Below are 16,326 nucleotides of genomic sequence, written 5' to 3'. Positions count from 1 at the left end.
CGGTGTCTTTAAATAAGTTAGAGAATATATGGCAAAAAAGAGCTTGATTGAGCGCGAGAAAAAGCGCACCAAGTTGATCGAAAAGTATGCTGACAAGCGAGAAGCTCTCTTAGAAGAGTTCAGAAGTGCAGCATCTCCTTTGGATAAGCTAGAAATCCACCGGAAGATTCAACAGCTACCCCGGAATAGTGCGCCCACCCGCCACCGCAACCGTTGCTGGTTGACTGGTCGTTCTAGAGGTGTTTACCGCGATTTTGGGTTGTCTCGGAACGTACTGCGAGAATGGGCGCATGAAGGTCTTTTACCTGGAGTCGTTAAGTCTAGTTGGTAGTCAAGAGTCATTAGTCATTAGTCATTGGTAAAGAACAAAGGACAAATGACAAAGGACAAATGACAAAATTATTGACCACAGCACTTATCAATTCCCAGACTTTCTAAGAGTAGATCGCTGACGGCGTTGGCGATCGCAAACTCTCCGTAGAAGCTATTGGAAAAATCATAGGACTGCATCTCTGTGACAATGGCAATTACCAGAGAACCAAGGTCATTTTCTCCTTCCATCCGTTGACGCACAAAAATCTGTGCGGCTCGTTGGGCAATATTTTGGTTGACTGCTTCGGGGATAAATTCTGTATCTAGCCACCGTTGTAAGCGTTCTCGTAACCATTCACCTTCGAGCAACGGATTTTCAGGCGGTGGTAGGGTGATGGGTGGAATTGGTTGAGTCATCTTTTTTAAACGCAGAGGGACGCGGAGGGAAACGCAGAGGAACGCTGAGGTTGATTTTGTAGCATCAAATTGCGTTTCTAAGAGTGTTTTTTTATATTTATTTATGCAATATGATATCGCCGCTATTGTTGAGGGCTATGCACAAGGGTATTTTCTCATGGCTGATGAGCGCGATCGCCTGAGTTGGTACGGAAGTCGCGATCGGACTTTAATTCCTTTGGATGAGAGGTTTCGCTACCCTAAGTCTTTGCAGCGCGTTCTGAATCAAGAGCAGTTTACTGTGGCGATTAATCGAGACTTTCAGGCTGTTGTGGCTGGCTGTGCTGACAGAGAGACAACCTGGATTTCACCGGAATTAAAAAAGATTTACTGGCTGCTTTACCAGAGTGGTTATGCATATAGTTTTGAAACTTGGCAAGGTGACGAACTAGCTGGGGGAATTTTAGGGATTGTGATTGGTGGGGCTTTTATTGGCGAGTCGATGTTTTACCGCATCCCGGAAGGCTCAAAGGTGGCGATGGTAAAGTTGGTAGAAAGATTGCGTCAGAGAAAATTTGTGTTTTTTGATGCCCAAATGATGAATCCCCATTTGGAAAGATTTGGTGCTTATCGGGTTGGAGATAAAGAATATCAATTTTTACTTCAGCAAGCGTTGCAACGTACTTATAACTTAGTATAATTTTGCCAGAAAAGCCGGATGTGATTGTTACTGATGTAGTAGTGCCGGGAATGAAGGTAGTGCTATAAAAAATGTTTTAATCATTACAATAGCGATCGCGCCCATTTTGTTTGGCATGGTACAGTGCTTTATCTGCTGAGGCAATGAGTATATCTGACCTGATGTTCCAAATGGGTATGCGAGAGGTAATTCCTAAACTAACAGTGATGATATTCTTGACATCAGACTGTACATGGGGAATAGCCAGAGCATGAATTGCTTGCTGAATACTTTGCCCTACTTTAATCGCTCCCGCTAAGTCAGTATTGGGCAAGAGTACCAAAAATTCTTCTCCACCATAACGCGCCACTAAATCGGCAGGACGATGAATTGTCTGTTGCACTGTTTGCGCTATCCTCATTAGACAATCATCGCCTGCAAGATGACCATAGTAATCGTTGTAAAGTTTGAATTTATCAACGTCAAACATAATCAGTGATAGAGGTTGTTGTTCTCGTGCAAGGCGTCTCCATTCTACTTGCAGTCGTGTATCAAAGCAACGACGGTTAGCCACCTGAGTCAAGCCATCTAAATTTGCCAGTTGTTCTAGTTTCTGATTTGCATCTTGGAGAGCCAATTCAATTTGTTTTCGTCCAGTGATGTCGCGTATGGTAATCGCAAAACCATCATCTAGTTTGACTGCGACAAAGTGATACCAGCAAGAATTGCCTAATGGATGGTAAAAATCCCGTTTTAAAGAAGGAGTCAGAATTCAGAATTCAAGATTTAGGATACTATATCCATGCCACACTGTCTTGTTCGTGAAGTGTCTCGTAGAGTAAGACGGTGAAGAATGGCTATGCAATGAAAAGTGCTGAGTTCCGAGTTCCGAGTGCTGAGTTAAAAGACCGCCCACAAGCGGGAGCCACTGCGGTGGACGGGTTTCCCGGCATAAAGCAGGTGGCGTCGGGGTATCAACCTTCTCCAGATTATAAGATTCCACCCACTTTCTTGCGGGGCATTTACCATAGTACCAAAGTGCTTAAATAATAAAAAATACTTACCACTCAGCACCCAGTACTGAGTTGGTAAATACGATGCCTACGGCGGGCTACGCCTACGCAGATGGAGAAAGGACGGCGCAATGGTTTGCCTTTCGCAAAGACTATGATTTACTGATTTTAGATTGGATGTTGACCAAAGTCAGTGGGTTGATTAAATCCGCCAAATTTCTCAAAGCAATTTCGTCTTTGTCTAACCATCGCTAACCTTGACCCGGAAAACATGGCAGATTACTTGAATAAGTACCAAAAGTCTGACAGGAAAACCATACTAATGAGAATTTGGACTACTACTGCTGTGCTAGCTGCTTTTTGGCTAATATCTGGGATCATCAGTTCTGAGCCAATCAACGCTACTTCTGTTTTGGTAGAAAATGCCATATCATCTCCGGCGCCAACGAATGCAAAACAGATTACTGTCAGTAACACCGAGTTTGGTCTGAAGAGAGTTGATTCCAAAGGAAACGTTACCATTTTCCAGACAACAAGAGTGCCACTTCAGGAAGGAAACACCTACGGATGGCGGATTAAACTCAAAAACTACCAAGGTGAAGTGAAATGGCGTGAAGTCTTGTATTTACCAAAACCTCCAGAAACTTGGGGTACAGATAATGGTGAAGATTTCTCAATATCAGCAGACGGCAAGACATCTGTAACACGGCGTACACAGTCGTCTCCAGAAGGTGTAATTGAAAATTTTTGGACAATCGCCCCTGGCGATCCAGTTGGTAAGCATAGAATAGAAGTCTATATTAATGACCGTTTGATCGGTACTTTCCAGTTTGAAGTTATTCCAGTTAAGTAGAGATGAAGGGTATTGGGCATTGGGCATGGAGAAGAGACAAGGTAGACGAAGAAGAGGGGGGAGACAAGGGAGAGACTTGTTCAATAATTCCCTTTTGTCCCCCTTGTCCCCCTTGTCTCCTCTGCTCCCCTGCTCTCTTATTTTCCTCAGTCCCTAATCCCATCTTCCCCTGAAACTGAGGAGTATCTTAGAGATAGAAGTTTGATTCTTGTTAGGTGGCGATCGTGAATACAGAGGAATTCCTGCGATTGATCGAAAAGCAGCCCCCATGTCCTCAGACACTACCAAAAGGGCTACAAGCAATGTGGTATGACAACAAAGGTGATTGGAGCAAGGCTCATGAAATAATTGCAAATGCCAGTGATGCTGACAGTGCCTGGGTTCATGCTTATCTGCACCGCAAAGAAGGCGATTTGAAAAATGCCCATTTCTGGTATCAACGCAGTGGTCAGCCAGAATTTTCCGGAGAACTAAGCCAGGAATGGGAACAAATAACTTCTGTATTGCTAAAGAAGGTCAACGTGACGCATGAATGCTGAAGAATTAAAAAGGCGTTTTGCCGCAGGAGAAAGATATTTTCCAGCCGTCAACTTGAGTAAGGACAAGCTGATTGGAGCCGATTTGCCTGGAATTAATTTATGGGGATCTGACTTGAGTGGAGCTAACCTAGCTAAAGCTAAACTCTGGGGAGCAGATTTGAGTAGAACTAATTTAGCTAAAGCGAATTTGACCAGAGCTAATTTGAGCGGTGTCAATCTGAATGAAGCAAATCTCCGGGGAGCAAAACTTAATTATGCCAAGTTGTATGGAGCGAATCTGACTGGCGCTTACTACGATGAAAGTACGCGGTTTTCTAAAGGTTTTGACCCTATCAGTAGAAATATGCGGAAGGTGTAGAGAGCAGGAGAGCAGGGAGCAATTGCAGTAAGTTTTTCCCCTTTGTCTCTCTGCCTCTTGTACCCAATGCCCAATGCCCAGTCTCCTTTAAATAGCTGATAAATGATGTGAACCATCCAACATAGACGATATCAACATTTGTTCAAAGACTTTGGAAAGAGCAGTTTGAAAACGCTGACGATGCTTGATTTTGAAAAAAGGTCGAACTATTTCTGCGTAGGCGTAGCCTGCCGTAGGCATCGCACCGTTACTTTCTCTATTATCAATAACTCGAATTGCCCGCAAAGTCCCCAACTGGATTTCTTTTTTTACCATCAACTCAGAAATTCCAGTTGCGCCTACGCCATTTTCAATCGCGGCTTTTGCCATCTCACCACTGGTAAACACTAAAATTACATTCAGTTCGCTGAGGTTGATCCCCCAATTTTGCAACGCTTCCTCAAACCTTTGCTGTGTTCCAGATTCTCGCACCCGCATCACCCAAGGAGTTTGAGTTAGTTGGCTTAAATCAATTTCTCCCCACTCAAACCAAGGGTGTTTTTGACCGACGACAATTTGCAAGCGATCGCTCGCCACTATTTCGTACTCCAAAGTATTCTGAAGTGCTGGCTTCACATCTCCTTCTACCAAACCTAAATCAAACTGTCCCATCGCTGTACCGACACAAATCGTTTCTGCATTGGCAAGGGTACAGTCAATCTGGATACCAGGATATTGGCTCTTAAACTCACTAATCTTACTTGGTAGCCAGTAGTTACCAATTGTCAGACTTGACCCTAATTTCAATTCACCTCGTTGCAGATTGTTCAATTCTCGCAATCCCCTTTCTGTCAAGGAAACTTGATCGAGAATTTTTTGCGCTTCCACTTGCAGTAATTTACCCGCTTCAGCAATCTCGATATGGCGACCAATTCGATGGAATAGTTTCACTCCATATTCTTGCTCTAGGTTGTGGATTGCTGCACTGACAGCAGGTTGTGTAATATAAAGCTCCTCTGCTGCGCGAGTAAAGTGTAAGTTCTGCGCCACAGCTAGAAAGATTTTTAGCTGCTCAAGCGTCATTCCTGCCATTTATCGTATCCCTAAGACTTGGTGTCAAAATTTTAATCACTTTCATTTATCATTCTGACAAATAAAAGCATTTGATTCTATCGGTTAGTTTGACTAAAGTATAAATCAAAGCTTCGGCACGGAATCAAACGGCTAAGTAGAGAGCGGAAGAAGCAGGGGAAGCAGAGGGAGAACAACCAATGCCCCATGCCCAATTCCCAAGCATGAACATAAGGACATCCATAAATGAACGATTTAGTAACTGCAATTACCACAGGGATTACCGCATTCACTGCCACCAACATTGATGATATTGTCATTCTGACGTTGCTTTTTTCACAAATAAGTACAACGTTTCGTAGTCGTCACATCTTTGCTGGTCAGTATCTCGGTTTTGCAGCATTGATCGTTGCTAGCCTTCCTGGTTTCTTAGGTGGACTAATCATACCGCAGGACTGGATTAGACTACTTGGTTTTATGCCAATAATCATTGGGATGAGCAGTTTACTAAAACGCGAAGAGAATTCATCTGAGGAAGCCAAAGAAGAAACTGAGCCGTCTTGTCCCTCTATAGTTAGCAGTTTTCTCTCTCCGCAAACTTGCAATGTCGCTGCGATCGCCTTTGCCAATGGTAGTGATAATATCAGTGTCTATGTACCCCTGTTTGCCAACTCAGAATTAGATAGTCTGCTGGTAATACTAAGTGTATTTTTTACCTTAGTCGGTGTATGGTGTTATACCGCTTACAAGTTAACCTATTTACCTGCGATCGCAAACTTTTTAACTGAAAATGGCAAGACTTTTGTACCTTGTATCTTGATTGGTTTGGGCGTGTTTATTGTCACAGAAAATGTTACTTGGACTCTTCTATCCGTAATTTCTAGTTATATATTCTCATTAATTTTGGGTTTCAATACTCAACCGTTGAGTGAAGAACAAGAAAAACTAATTGTCTAAAAAGAAGTGCATTATGAATTCCCAACAGCAAAATATCTTACCTATCAACAGGAATCAAAACATGAAAATCTGGAAATCTCTGCTAATTATCTTAATGATTGTCACTAATTTCGCCTTTGCTCAACCTTCTTTTGCTGATAAACCAAAATTTAGCAAAAACCCTGATTATATCGAAGTCACGAAAACGCTTGATAAACTGACTCAAGCAAAAGAAGCCCAAACTCAAGTAGAAGGTGTCACACCAGAGAGAATTCAGCAGAAAATCGATGAGTTAACATTCCAAAAATATGCTTTAGAGACAGGAATCAATTGGGGTCAATGCGAAAACAAAACAGGTAACACCATAGCAGTATATGGCAAAAGACCAAATGAGGAAGAGGATGACGATGCTATGTACGAGAACGGTCTATATTTTCTAGCTGATGGTCAGTCCACTAAAAATAACTGGGATTGTGATGGCTTCTATCTGCCAAATGATGCCACAATTACAGGTTTAACCACTGACGGACAAGCTCAAGAATTTCCAGAGGCAGTAGCTATTAAGATACCTGATGGCAGTAAGTTAGCGATTAAGACTAATTCAGATACTGCTGCAATTGAAATCAACATTCCTAATGCTCAAATTGTCAAAGCTAACGAGGTTAACTGGTTTATCCCAAATGTATCACAGACTATAATAGATACACGGGTTCCCAATGCGCCTACCATGAAGTCTTAAATCATTGAAAGCTAAACAGTTACTAGTACAGCTTGGCGTAAATAAACATACCATTTCAAATGGCGCAAGAGCTTGGAATACAATTATGCGTGACTTTTGACTTTTGACTTTTGACTTCCGCCTTGCGGTACTAGGCTTATAGTAAGAAATTTAGACTGATAACTGTTTATAGATTGTTCTCAATTTCAACAGGGTAACAGCCAATTTCAGAGAAAAAACAGGACAAACACTGGTGAAAATCTCTCTGAAATTGGCTGTTTTATTTATGAACCCTTATTACTTACAGTTACTCCATAACATCAATTACAAATTCCGAATTATTCGGTCAGGCTTGTTTTATTTCAATATCTGCATTAAAATAAATTTTGAAAAAAATGTACAATCACAATAGGCATATTTCAATAGCGCAACTATTGCGCTGGGTGCAAGTTCTCTGGAAAGAAATTTCCTACTACCTCCGCATTTTTTTGACAAAAGCCGCTTTGGGGATAAGGGTGTTATTGATGCAGTTAAAATTGAAACCCACAGAAGAAGATAAAGATAAAAAAAAGCCAGGACGACTGAATCCTTCCAGAATTCGAGATCACTTGGCAAATGAGCGTACCTACCTCGCTTGGATGCGGACAGGGATCGCTCTTTTAGGTTTTGGTGTCGTCATCGTGCGTTTGCGTGCCTTCCAAGTACCTTTGATACCTCGTCCTGGTAACGGCTGGAAGTTAGGTTTAGTCTTCTCACTGGTGGGTTTAATCACGGTGTGGCTCTCAACAGGACACTATTTTGCTGTCCGTCGTGATATCGAAGAAGATACTTACGAACCAACAGACCGATGGGTGTTACTGTTCAGTCTCGCTGTGATGATTCTCGGCGCTGGGGTAATTTATTTTGTTTTTACAACTTCTTTAGATCCATCAAGTCTAGTTATCCCTGAGTAATAAGATTTTTAAAATCGCACCTTATACAACTCGAATAATTCCCCTGATTTATGGGTTACGACTTTAGCACCAGCGGTCTTAATCGTTTTTTCCCACTTAGCCAAAGGCTCTAAAAACACCTCAGCCCCTAAATAGGTTTCCAGAACTGCCCAATCTTCCGCTAAAGGCTGTTCTGGATTGAGAATGTCAAACACAAAATGTCCGCCTGGTTTTAACACCCGCTTGACTTCTGCTAGTACAGCATCCCAATATTCGAGGGGAAAATAGCAGCTAAATCCTGTGGCGATCGCAATATCAAACTGCTCTGATGCGTAGTTTAACTGATGAGCTGCTCCCAACTCAACACCTTTGAACAGCTTAGAATTCAACTGTGGTCCGCGAGAATTCAGTGTATCGCGTGCCACATTACTGATTTCTTGCCCATGAAAAAATGCTTGCCAATCCCGCCAAGGATAGATTAAAAAACTGATCCCACAGCCAATATCTATGCAGTGTTGGTTTTTTTGAGGTTTAGCAATTTCCCAAAAAGGGGAAGCAATTCTCCCTGAGAAACTCCCCCCAATCCACTCCCGGAATATCGGCATCGCCTGTACTTCTGCTGGGAGTTCAAAGGTTTCGCGTTGATATTCTCGGTTAAAGCGATAGGCTATTTGAGCTAATCTTTCGTCCCAGTTGGTTGATTTGGGTGAACTAAAGAGATTTTGGAACTGCGAATCGGGCTTTTTAGACATTTAAGTTTTTGCTACTCTTTTTAAGGATTGTAGTCAAATTTGCAAAGCGATCGCTACGGCGGGCGGGTACGCCATTGCACCCCCATCCAATCTCCTGCTAAGGTTTGTCCGAAGTCATTGGTACTAATGACCAATGACCAATGACTAATGACTACTATTCAACTTTTTCATACCAGATACCTACTTTCTCAAAAGCACCATAAGCAAGCTTCAGAAAATTCACTATTCTCTGTTTCCCAATTATCCCAAATTCTTTATACTCTCTAGCCTCTGCAAAAGTCAGGCGATTTTGGTCAATTATGTTTCTTTCTCTGTATGCTAACTTCGGAAAATCTATAACTTTTATCTGATATTTATTTACTATGTTCTGATAGTTAGAGTCTGACTCTAAATGCTCCCAATCATCACACAGCCCTAAATTCCTCACCAGAATATGAGGAATTTTCTCACCATAAGTATTCACTGACTGAGCAAACAAGTTGATGCTGTCGTATCCTCCAGTCGATACAAACCATTTGCAAAACAGAACTCCCTGCGAACTTCCTAGCTCAAGTAATTGATTAGATTCAATCCACTCTTGTACTGCTCTATGCGATTGTGCTGCTAAATTCACAATTACTGGCTTATCTATCGCCCACTCAAATATTCTATCTGCCTTATTTGCCTGTCGTTCGTTCTCACTAAACACAGCATATTTACATATCTCCTTATATATCCCTGCAACATCTGGATTCGATCTATCTGTCTCTACTGGTACAAATGGGATTCTCTTATCCAGACAATACTGAATCATTGTCCTGGCAAAGAGAGACTTTCCTACCCCGCCTTTTTCACCATCCACAAAATGAATCGTCGGCATTACAGCCACCTCTAATAGTTATTAAAGTCTGATACATCTTTCCCAAACTAAGAACTTTTTGGCCATTACCCCCAAGTATTTTGGTGGTTTTATGAGAAAGTATAACCGTGATTTGGATATATTCCAACAGTCTCATTTTACACAGGTAAAGTCCGTCTGCGCAGACTAATATCATGTCCGGTTCCGCCCGGACAGGTGAGGACACCCATCCCACAAGAAAATTTATTGCAACATTTGAGTAATGACACGCCAGTAGAGTGCGTTATGTCCACGCCAAATCAACAAATGCGATCGCCAAATCAACAAATGCGTTCGCTAAATCAACAAATGCGATCGCCAAATCAACAAATGCGATCGCTAAATCAACAAATGCGATCGCTAAATCAACAAATGCGATCGCTAAATCAACAAATGCGATCGCTAAATCAACAAATGCGTTCGCCAAATCAACAAATGCGATCGCCAAATCAACAAATGCGATCGCTAAATCAACAAATGCGATCGCCAAATCAACAAATGCGTTCGCCAAATCAACAAATGCGTTCGCTAAATCAACAAATGCGTTGCCGTAGCCCGCACTTCTCTACGAGACGCTCTTGCTAGCTTGCTTCTACGTTCGCGTAGCGTCCCGCAGGGAAGTGGTACGACAAAGCTCAGTGACCACCGCAGGCATCGCCATGATTGCAACTATTCAGAACTTACGCATTGACAAGATAGACAAGAAGTGCATACCAATAATAGAGACAAAAACAAGCGAACGCTATTTACCAGAGGCGTGAAAAACAGATAATTTACTTATCTAATTAGTTAAGCAGCAAAATTCCACATTTTGGATACAATTACCGATAATTCGGCTAACTTTAAAGATAAAAAATTACTTACCATAAATAGAGAAATTCAAATTTTAATTTAGAAATAGTTTGTGAGTAAATATTTATGAAAGTTATAGTGACAGGTTCTTTAGGAAATATTAGTAAACCACTGACACAAGAGTTAGTGAAAAATGGGCATCAGGTGACAGTTATCAGCAGCAAAGCCGAAAGGCACAAAGATATTGAAGCTCTAGGCGCAAAAGCTGCCATTGGCACAATGGAAGACGCTGGCTTTCTATCAGCGACTTTTAAAGGCGCAGATGTCGTTTATGTGATGGAATCGCTTGCCCCCGATGCTTTCTTCGACCCGAATGTTGATGTTATCGCGGCTATCACCGAGATTGGCAAAAACTACAAACAAGCCATTGAACAATCGGGTGTAAAACGTGTCGTGCATCTGAGCAGCATCGGTGCTGACAAAGGAGTTGGCTTGCTCCGGTTTCATTACAATGTCGAAAATATTTTAACAGAGCTGCCGGAAGAGGTCTTTATTAAATTTGTGCGCCCAGTCGGTTTTTACACTTACATGTATACCTTTATCCAAACCATCAAATCACAAGGCGCGATTGTCGGCAACTATCGCGGCGATGAAAAAGAACCGTGGGTCTCCCCTTTAGATATTGCTGCCGTGATTGCCGAAGAAATTGAAAAACCTTTTAATGGTAAAGAAATTCGTTATATTGCAAGCGATGAAGTTTCGCCAAACGAAATCGCCGAAATTCTGGGCGAAGCCATCGGAAATTCCGATCTCAAATGGCTGGAAATTTCTGACGAACAATTTTTAAATGGTCTATTGGAATCAGGAATGAACCCGCAAACTGCACAGGGTTTTGTGGAAATGAATGCCGCTAGGCGTGGAGGCAGATTGTATGAAGACTATTTCCGCCATAGACCAATATTGGGTAAAGTAAAGCTGAAAAATTTTGCGAAAGATTTCGCGGTTGCTTACAACCAGCAATAATTACATTTCGATATGACAAACACACAACCGCGTAGATTTAAAACGATCACCGAATATCATCGGATGCTGGAGCTTCCTAAACCTGAGCATCCTTTAATCAGCGTGATTAATTTAGAATCCATTAAATATGTGCCTCCCCAAGAATTAATAAATCTTGTCTTTGATTTCTACGCAATCGCGCTCAAAAGAACACCGAACACTAAATATAAATACGGTCAGCAGGAGTATGATTTTGATGAAGGCGTAATGTTTTTTATGTCGCCTGGTCAGGTTTTCGGAGTGGAGATTGATAAAGATGCAGCATCAAAGCGTAGGGGATGGTCACTACTAATCCATCCCGACTTTTTATGGAATACATCGCTAGCCAAAACGATCAAGCGATATCAGTATTTCAACTATTCGGTCAATGAAGCTTTGCACCTCTCGGAAAAAGAAGAAGCAATCATAAACGATATTATCGAAAATATGGAGCAGGAATATCGTTCCAATATTGATAACTTTAGTCAGGATGTAATTGTTTCACAACTTGAATTACTGCTTAATTATTCAAACAGATTTTATCATCGGCAATTTATCACCCGTAAAAAAGCGAGTAGTGATTTGCTGGTGAAACTGGAGGATTTATTAAACGAGTATTTTGACAGACAAAATGAATTACAATCGGGAATTCCAACCGTCAAGTATATTGCCGATAAATTAAACGTATCGCCGAATTATTTAAGCGATATGTTAAGAACGCTGACGGGACAAAACGCCCAACAGCATATCCACAATAAATTAATCGAAAAAGCCAAAGAAGCGTTATCCACAACATCGCTTTCAGTCAGCGAAATCGCGTATCGGCTCGGTTTTGAACATCCGCAGTCGTTTAATAAATTATTTAAGAATAAGACAAGCGTCTCGCCACTAAAATTTAGAAACTCGTTTAGTTAGACTAGTTTTTTGACAATGCGTAAGTTCTAGTATTGTCGCATTCTTTTTTCAAATTGGTATAATTATGCAGATATGATATAAGACAAAACAAGGGGCTTAAGCCCCTTGTTTTAACCTGCAAAAGCAGGTTTTGTTTGTTTAGATGCGGTTTCTTACTGCCCTTTTGGCTGCAATATTAGCCTAAATCGAAAAGCAAGATTTCGCCGCCGATGTTGGTGCTAATTTCTAGCTGTTCTTCGCCGTTGATTTGTACACCATCACCGGCTCTGAGTTCTTCACCATTTAAGTCAACTATGCCTTGCGCTATTTGTAACCAGGCATAGCGATCGGGTTTGACTTGATAATTAACAACATCACCATCCTCTAAAACAGATGTGTATAAATCAACATCTTGGTGAATTGTCACAGCACCATCACGCCCATCTTTAGCAGCAATCAAGCGAAGTTTGCCACGCTTTTCTTCTAGAGGAAAAGTTTTTTGTTCATATCTTGGTGCTAACCCTTGTTGATCGGGAAGAATCCAGATTTGCAGCAAGTGTAGTGGTTCAGTTGGCGAAGGATTAAATTCACTGTGGCTGATTCCAGTTCCAGCGCTCATAATCTGGGCATCACCAGGGCGAATCACTGAGCCAGTACCCAAGCTATCTTTATGCTCTCCAGCACCTTCTAAGATATAGGTGAGGATTTCCATGTCACGATGACCGTGGGTAGGGAATCCAGCACCAGGGGCAACGCGATCTTCGTTAATTACTCGCAGAGAGCGAAATCCCATGCGGTTGGGATCGTAAAAACTACCGAAGGAAAATGTGTGATAACTATCGAGCCAGCCTGTTTGAACGTGACCACGGGCATTGCGATCGTGAATTAAGTGGGTAATTGTATTTTGAGACATAAATCTACCTCGTTGTTAATTGTTTTTAGAATAATTTATCAGAACAGAATTCAGGAGTCAGGAGCCAGAATTCAGAATTGAATTCTGTGCAACTGGTGGATAAATAAATGGATTGAAGACCCCCACCACATTTACGATTTGGTGGTCTACAATCAGTGGCGGGTCTGAATCCCCCACTGATTTATTCTGACTCCTGAATTCTGACTTTTGAATTCTTCTTCAAAATTCTTAGGACTTACGCAATAACTCTCTGAAACCCTCTTGCCTTCTCTGCAAGACGCTGCGCGAACGTGTTCTTTGCGTTCTTCTCCCAAGAGAAGACGTTAACGCGAATGCAGTTAGTTTTTTCACAATTTGGCGTAAGTCTTAGTTCTGATTGATTAGACCTAATTTGTAACTATTTAAATAGTAAAGTATATACATATAAAATGAGAAGTACGGTTTACCCTATAATGCTTATGTATCAGTTACTATAAAACTTAATTCCACACCTTGAGCATCAATTGAAGTTACTTTTGGCGCCGCATGAAAGGGAAAGAAGAGTAAGTAAAAAAATCTATTTATCGGCATTGTTCCGACATTGATTCAACAAGGCAAACTCACAAAGTATTTACCGCCCTACAACACGCGGTACACGTTTATTATCCATGCTGTTTACGACTTAGGGATTGATGAAAAGATAGTTAGTGAATAGTGTGGGCACAAGGTAGACATATCTAACAAACACTACCAAAATGTAGCTATTTTCGCGGGGAAAACTAACCCACATCTACCAGCTATCACTAATCAGCAGGTACAACAACAATTCAGGATGGAACAGCTAGAGGAACAGTTACGCCAACAACAAGAACAAATGGAAGAGATGAGAAAGCTACTTCAAGATAGAGATAAATAAACCTTATCATTCAATCATCAATTATCCCTTGAAATAAGCACTCAAGGGGTTTTTTAGTGTCTATCTCTCAAACTTGAATTGGAAACAGTAAAAGGGTTTAGTCGCTACGGTGCGATAGTTGAGTGGTTGAAAAAAGAATATGGACTTGATATCGAGTATGGAACGGTTTATGCATTGGTTCGGTATCGATTAGGAGCAAAACTCAAAGTACTGGTGCATTCCTACTTAATCGAAACTATGGAGCGATCGCTGTCTGTAGTACAGCAGGGTGTAAATAAAGCATCCATTTTAAATCAATGAAACGTTTGCGGTATAAAAATTACGCGTAGCAGTACCAGCTTTTCAATCAAACAACGCACGATTACCCCTTATGAGTCAATCATTCTTTAGATAACAATAAATCTCACTAGTGGAAGACGTTTTACCCTATTTGCAGAATGATGTTGTCTAGCAAGAGAATTTAGAGCGATGCCTACGGCGGCAAACTACGCAGGGAGGTTAATCTTAATGTGGTCAGATGGATATTACAGTTTGAAGACATACAGCAGAATTCAAAATTTAGGAGTAAGACACGCTTTATACCTGGGTAACAGACTTAGCTTGTGTACCTTACCAACTTGAAATATTCTGTATCACTGGTGAGTGTCACTTTTCGATCACATTTATTGTTAACCATAGAAGTACAGGTAAAACAGTGATTTAAGGTCTTATTGAATTGTGAGTTCCTAAATCTGGAGTACATAGATGATTCCTCTGTTGAACAAAGACTGTAAAACAAGGCGTTGCAAAATTATGGGGTGATTTCGCCCAATCTGGAACGAATTTTCAATGGTTTCAACCGCCAAATCATCCCGCATTTATGCAACGCCTAAAACAAAGCCAAAAGTCCCAACTCAACACTAATAAGGAGTAATGTGAGTAGACGTAAAAACTACAATTTGCTCGCTCAGACAATATCAACTGAAGTAACAACACCCAAACCATCCCTGACATTACCAGACGCAGTAGCTCTAATTGTCGGTGTTGTCATCGGAGCGGGAATTTTTGAAACTCCGGCTCTAGTGGCCAGTCAGGCAGGTAGCAATATTGCTGTACTGCTTTTTTGGCTAATGGGTGGTGTGGTATCTCTGGTAGGAGCACTGTGCTATGCAGAGTTGGCCACTGTCTATCCCGATGTTGGTGGTGTCTACTATTATTTGAAACGTGCATTCGGGCGGGGAGTCGCCTTTTTATTTGCCTGGGCGCGGATGACAGTGATTCAAACTGGTTCCATTGCTCTTTTGGCATTTGTTTTTGGCGATTATGTTTCTCAGATATGGCGGCTAGGCACGTTTTCGTCTTCTATATATGCAGCCATAGCGATCGCCCTTTTAACTGTTTTGAACATCATTGGTTTGCAACAGGGTAAGTGGACACAAAACTTGCTGAGTGCTGCGAAAGTTCTAGGTTTGTTGCTGGTAGTCATTATTGGGCTTACTGCCATTCCTAATTCTGCCACTCCTGTAGAATCTACATCATCAGGAACCTGGGGACTAGCAATGGTGTTCGTGTTCCTATCTTACGGTGGCTGGAATGAGGCGGCTTATATCGCCGCAGAAATTCAAGATGGACGACGTAATATTGTGCGATCGCTAATGTGGAGTATTGGTATCATCACTGCCATTTATCTGCTAATCAATCTGGCTTACCTGCGGGGACTGGGATTAGCAAACATGGCACAGTCAGAAGCAGTAGCCGCAGATTTAATGCGCTCTCTTTGGGGTGAATCGGGAGCTTTGTTTATCAGTGTGCTGATTGCGATCGCTACTTTGGGAGCAACTAACGCCACAATCTTTACTGGAGCTCGCACCAATTACGCACTGGGGCAGGATTTTTCGCTATTTGGTTTTATGGGACGCTGGCAACAACGTCCTAGCAGTCCTACCTATGCTTTATTCTTGCAAGCAGCGATCGCCTTAGTATTGGTTTTTTTAGGCACGCTCACCCGCAAAGGCTTTGAAACAATGGTGGATTACACTGCCCCGATCTTTTGGTTTTTCTTCCTGCTTTCCGGCATATCACTGCTGGTATTGCGCATCCGCGAACCCCACATAGTTCGCCCTTTCCGTGTGCCATTTTATCCTTTCACTCCATTACTGTTTTGCGCTGTCTGCGCTTACTTGCTGTACTCCAGCTTGGTTTATACAGGTGTGGGAGCAATCGCAGGTATTTTAGTGGTGGCAGCAGGTATTCCCCTGTTGTTCTGGAATAACTACCGTCAACGTAGGACTTAATACAATTTTGGATTGTGCAACCTAAACCTCACACAATAAGCAATTCAAAATTCTATGACTATCAGTTGTTTTACTAACTACTGACCACAAGCTACTGAATTAA

General features: G+C 41.7%; 21 protein-coding genes. 14 read left to right on the top strand and 7 right to left on the bottom strand.

The annotated features are described in order from the left end of the window. The first annotated feature begins 28 nt into the window (after positions 1-28). The gene (gene rpsN, locus NLP_RS28085) at positions 29-331 is read left to right on the top strand and encodes a 30S ribosomal protein S14 (RefSeq protein WP_104909185.1); all 303 of its coding nucleotides are present in this window, start codon (positions 29-31) and stop codon (positions 329-331) included. A gap of 68 nt (positions 332-399) precedes the next feature. Here rpsN and NLP_RS28080 read toward each other — a convergent pair whose 3' ends face one another. Beyond that, entirely contained in the window at positions 400-729 is a 330-nt protein-coding gene (locus NLP_RS28080; RefSeq protein WP_012410384.1) for a hypothetical protein, read from the bottom strand. A gap of 103 nt (positions 730-832) precedes the next feature. Between NLP_RS28080 and aat the strand changes: the two genes are divergently transcribed. After that, positions 833-1,408: a leucyl/phenylalanyl-tRNA--protein transferase gene (aat, locus tag NLP_RS28075; RefSeq protein WP_104909184.1), complete on the top strand. Its 576-nt coding sequence runs from the start codon at positions 833-835 to the stop codon at positions 1,406-1,408. Between the two features lie 76 nt (positions 1,409-1,484). Here aat and NLP_RS28070 read toward each other — a convergent pair whose 3' ends face one another. After that, positions 1,485-2,024, bottom strand: a complete 540-nt coding sequence (locus NLP_RS28070) for a diguanylate cyclase (protein WP_442946635.1) — start codon at positions 2,022-2,024, stop codon at positions 1,485-1,487. A gap of 227 nt (positions 2,025-2,251) precedes the next feature. Here NLP_RS28070 and NLP_RS28065 point away from each other — a divergent pair, with 227 nt between their 5' ends. From NLP_RS28065 to NLP_RS28045, 5 genes are all read left to right on the top strand, one after another. Then, entirely contained in the window at positions 2,252-2,437 is a 186-nt protein-coding gene (locus NLP_RS28065) for a hypothetical protein (RefSeq protein WP_104909183.1), read from the top strand. 47 nt (positions 2,438-2,484) lie between these two features. Continuing rightward, a complete protein-coding gene (locus NLP_RS36260) occupies positions 2,485-2,655 on the top strand; it encodes a hypothetical protein (protein WP_442946681.1) in 171 nt (56 codons plus the stop codon). A gap of 67 nt (positions 2,656-2,722) precedes the next feature. Next, on the top strand, positions 2,723-3,253 hold the full coding sequence (locus tag NLP_RS28055) for a hypothetical protein (RefSeq protein WP_199784711.1): 531 nt from the start codon (positions 2,723-2,725) through the stop codon (positions 3,251-3,253). Positions 3,254-3,477: 224 nt separating this feature from the next. After that, entirely contained in the window at positions 3,478-3,792 is a 315-nt protein-coding gene (locus tag NLP_RS28050; protein ID WP_199784890.1) for a hypothetical protein, read from the top strand. Continuing rightward, positions 3,782-4,150, top strand: a complete 369-nt coding sequence (locus NLP_RS28045; protein WP_104909182.1) for a pentapeptide repeat-containing protein — start codon at positions 3,782-3,784, stop codon at positions 4,148-4,150. Before NLP_RS28050 ends, NLP_RS28045 begins: the two co-directional genes overlap by 11 nt. Positions 4,151-4,237: 87 nt before the next feature. Here NLP_RS28045 and NLP_RS28040 read toward each other — a convergent pair whose 3' ends face one another. Further along, a complete protein-coding gene (locus NLP_RS28040; RefSeq protein ID WP_104909181.1) occupies positions 4,238-5,221 on the bottom strand; it encodes a LysR substrate-binding domain-containing protein in 984 nt (327 codons plus the stop codon). Positions 5,222-5,446: 225 nt separating this feature from the next. Here NLP_RS28040 and NLP_RS28035 point away from each other — a divergent pair, with 225 nt between their 5' ends. The 3 genes from NLP_RS28035 to NLP_RS28025 all read left to right on the top strand — a co-directional run bounded on the left by NLP_RS28035 (position 5,447) and on the right by NLP_RS28025 (position 7,807). Then, positions 5,447-6,157, top strand: coding sequence for a cadmium resistance transporter (locus tag NLP_RS28035; RefSeq protein ID WP_104909180.1), 711 nt, complete (start codon positions 5,447-5,449; stop codon positions 6,155-6,157). A 13-nt stretch (positions 6,158-6,170) separates the two neighbouring features. Then, complete coding sequence (locus NLP_RS28030; protein WP_325034701.1) at positions 6,171-6,875, top strand: hypothetical protein; 705 nt, start codon at positions 6,171-6,173, stop codon at positions 6,873-6,875. 374 nt (positions 6,876-7,249) lie between these two features. Beyond that, the gene (locus NLP_RS28025; protein ID WP_325034700.1) at positions 7,250-7,807 is read left to right on the top strand and encodes a YidH family protein; all 558 of its coding nucleotides are present in this window, start codon (positions 7,250-7,252) and stop codon (positions 7,805-7,807) included. Between the two features lie 8 nt (positions 7,808-7,815). Here NLP_RS28025 and NLP_RS28020 read toward each other — a convergent pair whose 3' ends face one another. The 3 genes from NLP_RS28020 to NLP_RS28010 all read right to left on the bottom strand — a co-directional run bounded on the left by NLP_RS28020 (position 7,816) and on the right by NLP_RS28010 (position 9,926). Then, the gene (locus NLP_RS28020) at positions 7,816-8,538 is read right to left on the bottom strand and encodes a class I SAM-dependent methyltransferase (RefSeq protein WP_104909178.1); all 723 of its coding nucleotides are present in this window, start codon (positions 8,536-8,538) and stop codon (positions 7,816-7,818) included. Between the two features lie 154 nt (positions 8,539-8,692). Continuing rightward, the gene (locus tag NLP_RS28015) at positions 8,693-9,397 is read right to left on the bottom strand and encodes a mobilization protein (RefSeq protein ID WP_104910072.1); all 705 of its coding nucleotides are present in this window, start codon (positions 9,395-9,397) and stop codon (positions 8,693-8,695) included. Positions 9,398-9,659: 262 nt separating this feature from the next. Then, the gene (locus NLP_RS28010; protein WP_104909177.1) at positions 9,660-9,926 is read right to left on the bottom strand and encodes a DNA-directed RNA polymerase II; all 267 of its coding nucleotides are present in this window, start codon (positions 9,924-9,926) and stop codon (positions 9,660-9,662) included. A gap of 407 nt (positions 9,927-10,333) precedes the next feature. On the opposite strand from NLP_RS28010, the gene NLP_RS28005 reads away from it, so the two are divergent. Then, positions 10,334-11,230, top strand: a complete 897-nt coding sequence (locus tag NLP_RS28005) for an NmrA family NAD(P)-binding protein (protein WP_104909176.1) — start codon at positions 10,334-10,336, stop codon at positions 11,228-11,230. A 12-nt stretch (positions 11,231-11,242) separates the two neighbouring features. Continuing rightward, positions 11,243-12,163 (top strand): helix-turn-helix domain-containing protein, encoded by a 921-nt coding sequence (locus tag NLP_RS28000; protein ID WP_104909175.1) that lies wholly within the window; start codon positions 11,243-11,245, stop codon positions 12,161-12,163. 175 nt (positions 12,164-12,338) lie between these two features. Here the strand turns inward: NLP_RS28000 and NLP_RS27995 are convergent, their stop codons facing one another. Then, positions 12,339-13,055: a pirin family protein gene (locus NLP_RS27995; RefSeq protein ID WP_104909174.1), complete on the bottom strand. Its 717-nt coding sequence runs from the start codon at positions 13,053-13,055 to the stop codon at positions 12,339-12,341. 973 nt (positions 13,056-14,028) lie between these two features. Here NLP_RS27995 and NLP_RS36255 point away from each other — a divergent pair. Together NLP_RS36255 and NLP_RS27985 are read left to right on the top strand one after the other, a co-directional pair. Further along, positions 14,029-14,250: a hypothetical protein gene (locus tag NLP_RS36255; protein ID WP_104909173.1), complete on the top strand. Its 222-nt coding sequence runs from the start codon at positions 14,029-14,031 to the stop codon at positions 14,248-14,250. 614 nt (positions 14,251-14,864) lie between these two features. Continuing rightward, positions 14,865-16,223, top strand: a complete 1,359-nt coding sequence (locus NLP_RS27985) for an APC family permease (RefSeq protein ID WP_104909172.1) — start codon at positions 14,865-14,867, stop codon at positions 16,221-16,223. Positions 16,224-16,326 lie beyond the last annotated feature (103 nt).

The sequence above is a fragment of the Nostoc sp. 'Lobaria pulmonaria (5183) cyanobiont' genome (genome assembly GCF_002949795.1).
GTDB lineage: Bacteria > Cyanobacteriota > Cyanobacteriia > Cyanobacteriales > Nostocaceae > Nostoc.
The sequence above is the reverse complement of the archived record's forward strand: the minus strand, read 5'-3'. Positions and strand labels throughout refer to the sequence as shown.